The organism is uncultured Ruminococcus sp., assembly GCF_947301925.1.
In the GTDB taxonomy this organism is placed as follows: Bacteria; Bacillota; Clostridia; order Oscillospirales; family Ruminococcaceae; genus Ruminococcus.
The window spans coordinates 144963-155972 of the sequence record NZ_CAMYUE010000006.1; the positions used below are offsets into that span (position 1 = coordinate 144963).

8 protein-coding genes are annotated in these 11010 nt (G+C 50.8%); 6 read left to right on the forward strand and 2 right to left on the reverse strand.

Features of this window, described 5'->3' with window-relative positions; genetic code table 11:
• Nucleotides 1-54 precede the first annotated feature (54 nt).
• On the reverse strand, nt 55-1593 hold the full coding sequence (locus Q0Y65_RS09390) for a flotillin family protein (protein WP_297959144.1): 1539 nt from the start codon (nt 1591-1593) through the stop codon (nt 55-57).
• Between the two features lie 536 nt (nt 1594-2129).
• Here Q0Y65_RS09390 and Q0Y65_RS09395 point away from each other — a divergent pair.
• The 6 genes from Q0Y65_RS09395 (at nt 2130) to Q0Y65_RS09420 (ending at nt 9146) form a co-directional block, all read left to right on the forward strand.
• Nucleotides 2130-3335, forward strand: a complete 1206-nt coding sequence (locus tag Q0Y65_RS09395; RefSeq protein ID WP_297959146.1) for an RtcB family protein — start codon at nt 2130-2132, stop codon at nt 3333-3335.
• A gap of 60 nt (nt 3336-3395) precedes the next feature.
• A complete protein-coding gene (locus tag Q0Y65_RS09400) occupies nt 3396-3563 on the forward strand; it encodes a hypothetical protein (RefSeq protein WP_297959148.1) in 168 nt (55 codons plus the stop codon).
• A 204-nt stretch (nt 3564-3767) separates the two neighbouring features.
• On the forward strand, nt 3768-4244 hold the full coding sequence (locus Q0Y65_RS09405) for an RNA polymerase sigma factor (RefSeq protein ID WP_297959150.1): 477 nt from the start codon (nt 3768-3770) through the stop codon (nt 4242-4244).
• Between the two features lie 35 nt (nt 4245-4279).
• Entirely contained in the window at nt 4280-5326 is a 1047-nt protein-coding gene (locus tag Q0Y65_RS09410; RefSeq protein ID WP_297959152.1) for a hypothetical protein, read from the forward strand.
• Nucleotides 5327-5336: 10 nt separating this feature from the next.
• Nucleotides 5337-6194: a hypothetical protein gene (locus Q0Y65_RS09415; protein WP_297959154.1), complete on the forward strand. Its 858-nt coding sequence runs from the start codon at nt 5337-5339 to the stop codon at nt 6192-6194.
• Nucleotides 6195-6860: 666 nt separating this feature from the next.
• The gene (locus tag Q0Y65_RS09420; protein ID WP_297959156.1) at nt 6861-9146 is read left to right on the forward strand and encodes a leucine-rich repeat domain-containing protein; all 2286 of its coding nucleotides are present in this window, start codon (nt 6861-6863) and stop codon (nt 9144-9146) included.
• 68 nt (nt 9147-9214) lie between these two features.
• On the opposite strand, the gene Q0Y65_RS09425 is transcribed toward Q0Y65_RS09420, so the two are convergent.
• A complete protein-coding gene (locus Q0Y65_RS09425; RefSeq protein ID WP_297959158.1) occupies nt 9215-10531 on the reverse strand; it encodes a carbohydrate-binding domain-containing protein in 1317 nt (438 codons plus the stop codon).
• Nucleotides 10532-11010 lie beyond the last annotated feature (479 nt).

Genomic DNA, 11010 nt, shown 5'->3' on the forward strand with positions numbered 1-11010 from the left:
AAGTTCCCCTGACGACCGCATATCGTCAGGGGAATTTTGTTCATATCATGTATGTCAGAATTCAGGTGTGTCGTCCGGGCTGTCATAGAAGAAGCTGCCTGTGCTTCCTGTGGAAGGAGCAGTCTCATCGTCAGCCGGCGTATCCTGTGCAGCAGTCTCAACAGCCTTGGGAGCTGCCATCTTGCCGCCGAGGAAGCCAGCCAGGAGAGCTCTGATGTCAACGCCTGTAGCCTCTGTAAGACCGTCGGTGATCTTAGTGGTAGAGCCGATGATGTCACCAACAAGCTTGCTGGAATTGCCCTCGCCGTACATTGTGATCTTGTCGACCTGTGCAAGAGGAGTAGCAGCATTCTTAACGACCTCGGGGAGAGCCTTGAAGTACATTTCGAGAACAGCAGCCTCGCCGTACTTCTTCATAGCCTCAGCCTTGGCGTTGATACCCTCAGCCTCAGCAAGACCCTTAGCGCGGATAGCGTCCGCCTCGGCCTTACCTACAGCTGCGATACCTTCGGCCTCCTGCATCTTGGCGAATTTCTGAGCTTCAGCCTCAGCCTTCTGAGCCTCGGCCTCCTGCTCGCGCTGGAAACGGTCGGCCTCAGCCTCTTTCTTCAGCTGATAGAGCTTTGCGTCGGCCTCCTGCTGAGCCTTGTAGCGGTCAGCCTCGGCCTTCTTCTTGATCTGGGCTTCGAGAGCCTTTTCTGTTACCTCTGCCTCACGAGCCTTCAGCTCAACGTCCTTTTCGGAAGCGGCGATATTAGCGTTAGCCTTTGATACCTCAATGGTCTTACGCTGATTTTCGCGCTGGATCTCGTAAGCAGCGTCTGCGATAGCCAGCTGTGTGTCGGCTTCCTTTTTCAGTTCAGCCTGACGGATAGCCAGCTCGTTGTTTTTCTGTGCGATCTCGGTCTCAGCCAGGATCTTAGCGTCGTTGGCTTCTTTCTTGGCCTGAGCCTTGGCGATCTCGATCTCCTTTTCGGACTCAGCGCGTGCGATAGCAGCCTTCTTCTGGATCTTTGTGGTGTTGTCGATACCGAGATTTTCGATCAGGTTCTGATCGTCGGTGAAGTTCTGAACATTGAAGGAAACGATCTCCAGACCCATTCTGTTGAGGTCGGGAGCGGCATTTTCCTGAACCTTCTCAGCGAAGGCCTTACGGTCGTTGACCATAGCCTCAAGGGACATCTGACCAACGATCTCACGCATATTACCCTCAAGCACCTCTCTTGCCACCTTGGCAACATAAGCGGTGTCCTTGTTGAGGAAGTTCTCAGCGCCCAGCTTTATGAGCTGAGGATCGCTGCTGACCTTGACGTTTACGTTTGCGTCAACGTTGATGTTGATGTAGTCTGCGGTAGGAACTGCGCTTGAAGTCTTTACATCTACGGCGATGAGCTGAAGCTTCAGCTTATCCACACGCTCGAAGAAGGGGATCCTTACGCTTGCCTTACCGATGATTATTTTTCTCCTCAGACCCGAGATGATGTACGCGGTGTCCGGGGGAGCCTTGATGTAGCCTGTGATTATAATCAGGAGAAAAAGAATAACTCCTACTGCGATCGGGATAACTATTCCCCAGTTGATGTTGTCGAACATATAAACCTCCATATCAAAGTCTGCGGCGCTTATGCGGAGCACCAATAGTTTAACGGCAGACCTGTTTCTGCCGTATGACAGTATTATACACCAAATCCTCCTCTTTGTCAATATGCGACAAAATAATTACGGAGCGTATAGGTCATTATATGAAATTGTGCAGAATATACATAGGATATCCGTAAAAATATAAGTTCATATGAACCTTTTACACAGTTTCGAGAACGCAAACCGCTCCGCAGCGTACAGAAACGGCTCCAAAACACAATTATTACAGTTTGATTACAGTTTTTCCTTTGTCATTGACTTTGCAGGGCAGTCCGATTATAATAATGCCATATTCTGCGAAAGGACGGTGAACACCATGACAATAAGCACAATGTATATAAAGATGCCGGAACTGAATACCAACAACTATAAGCATGGAGTTTGCCCCGTATGTTCAGCCATGTGCTGAGCTTTTACGCTTTTATGAGCATTGAGCACTCCTGCGGGAGTGCTTTTTTATTGGGGCGGCTTCGGAAAGGAATAAGTATATGATCGAATTAAACGGAAAGTACAATTCCGCCAGAGTTTTCACGGACGTCATAGAGCAGGACGCTGTAACCCAGATCATTGCATTTTGCAGTCAGCCCGTCAGCGAGGGGGCGCGGATACGGATAATGCCCGACGTTCACGCAGGTGCAGGCTGTACCATAGGTACTACCATGACTATCACCGACAAGGTCATTCCCAATCTCGTGGGAGTTGACATCGGCTGCGGAATGGAGACCGTAAGACTCAAAGAGACACACATAGAGCTTCAGAAGCTTGACAAGCTGATATACGAGAAGATACCCTCGGGCTTTGCGATACGCGAAAAGCCTCATCGCTACAGCGAAAAGATTGACCTTGAGGAGCTTTTCTGCATAAAGCATATCGACCCGCTCAGGGCGGAAAAGAGCATAGGCACATTAGGCGGCGGAAACCACTTCATCGAAGCGGACAAGGGCGAGGACGGCAGCATATACATCGTTATCCACTCAGGCTCCCGTCATCTTGGCGTAGAGGTGGCGAAGTACTACCAGAACGAGGCATACAGACGTCTGAACAAGAGCTCCGACAAGGAAGTGAACGAGCTTATAGCCCGTCTGAAGGCCGAGGGAAAGCAGAAGCAGATACAGTCCGAGCTGAAGAAGCTGGAAAACACCAAGACAACCGATGTTCCAAAGCACCTTGCGTACTGCGAGGGGGAGCTCTTTGATCAGTATATCCACGATATGAAGATAGTACAGCAGTTTGCCATGCTCAACCGTCAGGCGATGATGGACGAGATAATCAAGGGTATGCACCTGCATATCGCGGAGCAGTTCACCACTGTACACAATTATATCGATACCGACACCATGATACTCCGCAAGGGAGCTGTATCCGCTCAGGCGGGGGAGAAGCTCCTCATACCCATAAATATGCGTGACGGAAGCCTTATCTGCACAGGCAAGGGCAATCCCGACTGGAACTGCTCGGCACCTCACGGTGCAGGCAGACTGATGTCCCGTTCACAGGCTAAGCAGAGCTTTACCGTGTCGGAGTTCAGAAAGCAGATGGACGGTATCTACACCACATCGGTAAACGCGCAGACGCTGGACGAGTGCCCCATGGCGTATAAGTCCATGGAGGATATCGTGGATAATATCGGCGATACCGTGGAGATAAACGAGGTCATCAGGCCAATATACAACTTCAAGGCAGGCGAGGAGTAAATCAGAATATCTGTAGGGGAGGGCTCCCCTACAATGCAAATCATGATTTATGGAGGTACTATGGAAAAATTCACACCATATGATAAAATGAGCAAAAAGGAGAAAAAGAAGATCAACTCCGCAAAACGGGGCAGCTGGAACGGCGTGGATCCCGCTACAAAGGTGGCGGAAAACAACAGGAAACGCTACAGACGCAAGCCCAAGCACCCCGACAGCTACGACGAATGATAACGCCGCAGTCCGTGAATTATACGATTGACAAAAAGACAACAAGATGATAAAATAAAATAAGCTTGGAAACTGCGGCAATAATACCCAAATTACTGCCGCAGTTTTTGTGCAGGCGTACAAAGATGAGGCTTTGTGAGAAAAAGTATAGGCTTTTGCGACATTTATATTACAGAAGCTTATCGACGGAAGGATGTGAGACTGTTGATAGAGCCTGAACATTGCACGCTGATAATCGAAAAGTACTATCGTGAGATATTCAGCTACTGCTACGCAAAGCTCGGCTACAGTCATCACTCCGCAGAGGACTGCACACAGGAGGTCTTTGTGGTGTTCTTCTCAAAGCATGAGAAGCTGGACGAGACCGACAACATCAGACTGTGGCTGTACCGCACGGCGGATAACGTCATAAAGACGTTCCTTCGGAAAAGTCCGCCGCCTTCACTGAGCATCGAGGACAGTCCCGAGGCAATGAATATCGCGGACAGCGGCGGCTTTGCTGAAACTGACGACAGCCCTCTTGACGTGCTGTCACCCGAGGAGAGACAACTCCTCGAGCTGTACTACAACAGCGACTACGGACAACGAAACGAAGCGGCAAAGCGGCTGGGACTATCCCTGCCTGCGCTGTACAGAAAGATACACAAGCTGAAGAAAAAGCTTCGTGCCGCAGAAAAGTGATATGAGTATGTTATCATTATCAAGGAGTGATATAATTGAAGGATATTTCGATCACCGATAAGCTTTCGGATAAGAATATGCTTGACGACCTAAAGCAGCTTCTCGATGAGGAGCTTGCGAAGCCTCTGGAGGAGCGTGATCTGGATGCCGTTAAGGAGATCACCGACGCTATGGTCGGTATTAATGACGAAGAAATTCCGCAGCCTGTTAAGGCGGAAGCGGTTCTCGGAGAAGTCCGCGCAAGAAGAAAGCGCGGCCGCATACAGCTCATCAGAAAATGGGCGGCAGTCATCAGCGCCTGCTTCGCAGTCTGCGTCGCCGTCAACTTCTACACCCTCAGGACCTACGGCTCAAACGTCGTCGAAACAGTGATAAAGGCTGTAAAATCGGGCTTCAGCATAGATCTGAAGGAAATAAAGGACATGGAGGATCCCGCTGTTCCCGTTACTACGACTACCGCAGGCGTTCCTGAGTGGACTACCACAACGACAGCAGGTATTTATGGTACGACAACAACGACCGTGCCTGATCCTGCGGGTTATACTACCACGAATCCGCCTCAGACGGGAATGGCAACGACGACAACGGCAGGACTTCCTGTATCGGCTTCGACTACGGTCACAGGCTATCTTGCAAACTGTAACAAGGGAGCCGCAACAGTTGCACAGAGCATAGTGGAAAAGGCAGAACAGAGCGGTATAGCTCCGTGCTATCCCGAGTTCATACCCGACTGGCTGAGCGATATCTCCCTGACAGACAGCAGCACCGAGACCTTGAAGGATTCAAAGGATATGTACTTCACCTTCAGCAACGGCATCGAAAAGCTGGATGTCATTATCGAGGACTACTATTCCGCTGATCTTATGCCGGAGGTCATGGTCCCAAGTGACAGCAACAATTATGACGTTATAAGGAACGCCAATGCAAAGGGCTTTGTAATATACGAGAATACAGGCTGCACTGCACTGTTTGTAAGCGGTAATACCGTCTATACGATACACAGTGATGATATGGGTCACGAAGAGATGCTCAGAGTAGCGGAGAGCTTCGTTCCCTATACCGCTGATCCGTCAGAGAAGTGAGGGCAGCGGCATGAAAATGAGATACATAACAGCTGCCTTTCTCGGAATACTTCTTCTGAATTCACCTGCGCAGGTGACTGCCAACGCAGTGGATAACAGTTCATACGAACAATACGAAAGGTCTATAGGATTAATAGAAAAATGTTCGCTCAGATGCACTTCGCCCTCAAACGGTATCCTCGAGATAACTGCAAAGACCCAGGTCTCGGGAAAGATCAGAGAGGTGGGCGTGAAGAATGTGGTGATACAGTACAGCAGCGACGGCAGCAGCTGGAGCGATGAGCTGTCACTGGGCGACATAACAAAGAGCAACGCAAGATACCTCAGTCTCGACGGACGGAGAGTAGACGTAAAGGGCGGCGGATTCTACAGAGTTTCCGTTGTACACTATGCCGACGGCAACGGTTCGTCGGACAGGATACAGACCGCCATACAGGTTTCGCCGTCGGTTTGGGTAAATGAAAAGCCGAAGCCCACCACTACCTCGACGACTACCACCACAACCACTACATCAACTACTACAAAGAAGATAACCACCACAAAGGTCACCACCACAGCAAAGACCACAACAAAACACGGTGGCACTACAGCTAAGACAACGGCCGCAGGAAACGGAAGCGTGACCACAACGAAGGCAGGCCGCAGCTCCGTAAACGGAGCCTCCGGCGGCACATCAGTGAACAGGTCGGACAGCAGCGCAAGGACAACATCGTCAAAGTCTGAGACCACAACAGCTTCAACAACGGCTGCAAAGCAGAGCAGCTCGCCGAAGACAGGCGACAGCCTGCCTGTAATGGAGTTCACTGCACTGTGCAGCGCAGGAGCGGTGGCGCTGTTCCTTCACAGCAAAAGGCCCAAGCGGAGCTGATTCCGTTATATATAAATGCACTGATGATCTTTAAGGGGGACAAATCAGAACAAATAAGCTGAAGTATAATGATGCTGCGGCTGCAAAAATGAGATTTTACATTGCGGCGTCTTTCTGCACAGGCGCCGCGGAAAAGCACTCAGGGAGCAGCTCCGCAAGCTGGGTAAATATGCCGTTTTTACACGTCGTCAGACGATCAGAGAGGTGAAGACACGGTCTTTCAGGGGAATGCCTGAGCTCCGTCATGAGGGCGGAGACCTGCAGGCAGTATTACAGCGGCATATGATATATAAGGCAACGCCATGCGCAGACGGTATGACAACAACTGTCTGCGTCAGGACAATAAGTTTTTTCTCCGTATCGCCCTGTCCGCAGCACTCGGACAGGGCATTTTTCTGCGCTGTTTTCAACGGGGACAGGATCAGTTCAGCACGGACAGAGGATTTTTTGCTTTGTGCATATTGTATAAAGTCAGCGCGATCGGCAAGCGAAAAATCCGCATTTGCAGACCATATAAAACGGCTATTCTGTTATTTTTCACAAATTTCCGCCTCTGAGAACTCAATTTATTGATTTTTCGCTGATGAAATGATATAATTATATTGTTGAATTCATTTTTCTTTAAAAAGACGAGACACGAAGAAGCATTTTTGGAGTGATAACAAAATGAAAATGACAAGATGTCAGCAGAAGCATCTCTATGATGCTGATGAATATAAGACCTGTCCTTACTGCTCGGGCGAGCTCAAAGCAGGCGATGAGCAGGATAAGGCTCCCAGAAAGGCCAAGGTCGTAAAGGTAAGGCCTGTCAGGGCACGCCGCAGCTCCGATGCAGCTGTAAAGGCAGAGGAGAAGAAAGCTCCCGAGGTAAAGGCTGCTCCCAAGGCAGAGGAGAAGAAAGCTCCCGAGGTAAAGGCTGCTCCAAAGGCGGAGGAGAAAAAAGCTCCCGAGGTAAAGGCTGCGCCAAAGGCCGAGGAGAAGAAGGCTCCCGAGACCAAGGCTGCGCCAAAGGCCGAGGAGAAGAAGGCTCCCGAGACCAAGGCTGCACCAAAGGCGGAGGAGAAAAAGGCTCCCGAGACCAAGGCTGCGCCAAAGGCGGAGGAGAAAAAAGCTCCCGAGGCAAAGGCTGCACCCAAGGCAGAGGAGAAGAAGGCTCCCGAGACCAAGGCTGCACCAAAGGCGGAGGAGAAAAAAGCTCCCGAGGTAAAGGCTGCGTCCAAGCCCGAGGAGAAGAAGGCTCCCGAGACCAAGGATGAACCCAAGCCCGAGGAGAAGAAGGCTCCCGAGGCAAAGGCTGCGCCAAAGCCCGAGGGGAAGAAAGCTCCCGAGGCAAAGGCTGCGCCAAAGCCCGAGGGGAAGAAAGCTTCCGATGCCATGCCCGATGTCAGGGTAAAGGATAAAAAGCTTCCCGAAGCCAAGTCCGAGCCAAAGGCGGCCGAAAAGAAGGCCTCTGCGGTAATGCCCGATGTAAAGCCGGCAGACAAAAAGGATAAGAAGCATGATAAGCCCGTCAGAACAGACGACGGCGACGAGCTTGCCATTGAGATAATGGAATCCATTCCGGAGTCCGAAAAGACAAAGTTCAGGGATACTGCCGAAAGCGACCTTCTCAGAAGCAAAAAGAAGGCCGATGTGTCTCCTGCGCCCGTAAAGCTGGATAAGCTTGCCGAAAAGAAGTCCGAGGAGGGCAAAAAGGCCGACAGCAAGCAGGAGCAGTCCGCAAAGACTGACAGGGACAAAAAGACGGAAACAGTCCGCGTTGAAGAGGAATTCGTTGTAAAGGCCTCCGAGAGTGCAAAGCCGGAAAAGGCTGATGACAAGAAGCCGGAGGGAAAGAAGGCTGAGGCTCATAAGGCTGCAAAGGCAGAGGAAAAGAAGCCCGAGGCTCCCAAGGCTGAAAAGGCCGAGGAGAAGAAGTCTGAGGCTCCTAAGGCTGAAAAGGCCGAGGAGAAGAAGTCCGAAGTTCCCAAGGCTGCAAAGGCCGAGGAGAAGAAGCCCGAAGCTCCCAAGGCTGCAAAGGCAGAGGAGAAGAAGCCCGAGGCTCCCAAGCTTGACGAGCCCGACAATTACGAGAAATACGGCGATCTTGTCAACGATGAGAACATCGAGATCGACGACGTGAACAATATGGCTATCGACAAGAACGGCGTCCTTGTGAAGTATGTGGGTACTACGGAGTCAATAGTCATTCCCGAAAAGGTAAACACCATAGGCAAATACGCCTTCCGCGGCAACGAGACCGTAAAGAAGGTGGTAATGTCGGACAGCGTGCGTGTCATCGACAAGTTCGCATTCTGTCACTGCTTCAATCTCGAGGAGGTAGTGTTCTCCAGGAACCTTGAGTCCATAGGCGAGAATGCCTTCCTGAAGTGCCTGCGTCTGAAGCAGGTGAACTTCCCCGAGTCCATAAAGAGGATAGGCAAGGGCGCCTTCGGACGCTGCAACAGCCTTGAAAACGTAGTCCTGCCCGCATATCTCCAGAGGATAAGCGACCTGATGTTCTTCTCCTGCAAGAAGCTGAGGAGAATAGTCATCTCGGGCTCTGTTGAGGCTATCGGCAATGCGGCATTCTCCGAGTGCTACAGCCTGAAGAAGGTGACCATATCCAATTCCGTGTCAGCTATCGGCGAGAGCGCCTTCTCATGGTGCAGGTCCCTTGAAAAGATAACCATTCCGGGAACTGTCAAGAGCATCGGCAACTGGGCATTCTACGGCTGCCAGAACCTCACCGACCTCAAGATCAGCATGAATACCAAGGACATCAAGGAGGACGCCTTCTGCGGCTGCGAGATGCTGTACAATATCAACATCATCGAGTTCGAGGACGAGAATATACCTCTTGACAGCATCAAGAAGGGTCACAAGCAGACCATAAGGATACTTAAACAGATAAACCGCAAGAAGGCCGAGCGCTATGCAAGAGAGCACGGCTTCAGCACACTGTTCATATAACAGCAAAACGGGAACTCCTGAGAGTTCCCGTTTTTTATATTATTGAAGGGGGGATATGTAATAAGCTTTCAGAATCTGCCGCCGCGTCCGCCGAAGCCCTCGGGAGGAGCCTGCCCTCCGAAGCCGCCGTGTCCGCCCATGGGGCCGCCCATCATGGACTGGGGTATCTCGTCTACCTCCTCGCCGTTTACGATAATGGTACCGCCGTTGAATTCGGCCTTTTCATCGTAGTCGAAAGATGACATCTGAGCGGTAACGTTGATAGTACCGCCGTTGACATAAATGCTTCCGTTGGAGTCCACACCGTCGGTGTCGCCCTGTCCCATGGTGATAGTGGTCTCGCCGCCGTTGAACTCAATGGTAACATCGTATGCGCTGCTCTTTCTTGAGGCGTTGATACCGTCGTCAGAGGCGTCAATGGTGATATTTCCGCCGTTGATCTGAACATAGGTGGCCTCGATGCCCTCGGCTGAGGTGATATTGAAGGTGCCGCCGTCTATCTGAACGCAGCTTGTGCCCTGTATGCCGTCGCTGGCCGCATCTATTGAGAAGCTGCCGTCTGCTATGTAGATACAGCCCAGCGAGTCGTCCTCCTCGTTTTCGCTGTGGAAGCCGTCCTTGTTGGTCTGTATGGTGAATTCGCCGCCGCATATGGCTATGGAGTCATTTGCCTCCACGGCGTCGGCAGAAGCGGCGATATTGTATGTTCCGCCCGTGAACTTCAGATCGTCCTTGCAGGAGATACCGTTGCCGTAGGCTGAATAGATATCAAGAGTTCCCGTGCCGTTGAACACCAGGTCGTCCTTTGAGTAGATGACCGCGTCGGTATTGGTCTCGCCGTCTGCGTTGAAGCTGCCGTTCACAGCAAGGGAGCTGTCACTCACAGAAGTTACGAACACCTTGTCCGCCGACAGTACATATACAGCAGGGAAGTCCTCGTTTTCCACCTGTACGCCGTCCAGCACAAGCTGTACCTTTGCTTCCTTGTCAGCGTTCACCTTTACTGTGCAGTTCTCCGCGCTTCCGCTGAGAACGTAAATGCCTTCCTCGGTGATATCAATGGTCTTTCCGTCGGAGACTGTAAGCCTTACCGCCTCCGAGAGGTCGGGCTCCTGTTCCAGATCGCGGTCTGAGAACAGATCTGCCGTGTCGATGATACCGTTATTGTTTTCTGTATATGAAGCCGACAGCTTCTGAGCAGTCATGTTTTCCGGGCTGCTGCCGCTGTCTTCCGTGGTAAGCTCGACAGCTTCCCTTGTTATGCTGAAATTGCTTTTCTTTCCGGAAATGTCACTGTTGTTGTCGGCACAGCCTGCGCATACGCTCAGCGCTGTTATCAGAGCTGCCAGACCTGCTGCCGCCTTTATATATGTATTATTCATCATATTTGCACGACCTTTCGTTTTCGGGAGAGTAGTTTGTTCCTTTGATAATAATATACACTTCTTTTTTGTAAAACCTCGTATTGTAAAGTGAAATAAAACAGAAAAATATGTGTTGGCAATTGCGGAAATGTGAAATGCAGCGTCTGTTTTTGATCAGGCTGTGAAAAAAAGCCTCATTTTTTTCACTTTTCACTTGACATTCCAATAATAAAGTGATATAATACAAACAAATCAAATGCGATGACGGAGAGAAGTAACACGGAATTTCGTTCCCAGAGAGTGCGGGCAGGGTGAGAGCCGCATATCAGAGTCTGTGCGAATAACACTCCCGAGCATCAAACCCAAAGGGTGCGGTTTATTGCAGGGACAGGGCGCTTTTCAGAGACGGCCTGTGCAGCTTTGAACGAAGTATCCGAGTAGGGGAGACGTATTCCGCACGTTACAGCGGCTCAAAAGTGATCGCTTTTGCGGTAATTCAG

What these genes read in the sequence shown, in the direction of transcription:
- Q0Y65_RS09390 (WP_297959144.1), bottom strand. Translation starts at nt 1,593, where the DNA reads ATGTTCGACAACATCAACTGGGGAATAGTTATCCCGATCGCAGTAGGA.
- Q0Y65_RS09395 (WP_297959146.1), top strand. Translation starts at nt 2,130, where the DNA reads ATGATCGAATTAAACGGAAAGTACAATTCCGCCAGAGTTTTCACGGAC.
- Q0Y65_RS09400 (WP_297959148.1), top strand. Translation starts at nt 3,396, where the DNA reads ATGGAAAAATTCACACCATATGATAAAATGAGCAAAAAGGAGAAAAAG.
- Q0Y65_RS09415 (WP_297959154.1), top strand. Translation starts at nt 5,337, where the DNA reads ATGAAAATGAGATACATAACAGCTGCCTTTCTCGGAATACTTCTTCTG.
- Q0Y65_RS09420 (WP_297959156.1), top strand. Translation starts at nt 6,861, where the DNA reads ATGAAAATGACAAGATGTCAGCAGAAGCATCTCTATGATGCTGATGAA.
- Q0Y65_RS09425 (WP_297959158.1), bottom strand. Translation starts at nt 10,531, where the DNA reads ATGATGAATAATACATATATAAAGGCGGCAGCAGGTCTGGCAGCTCTG.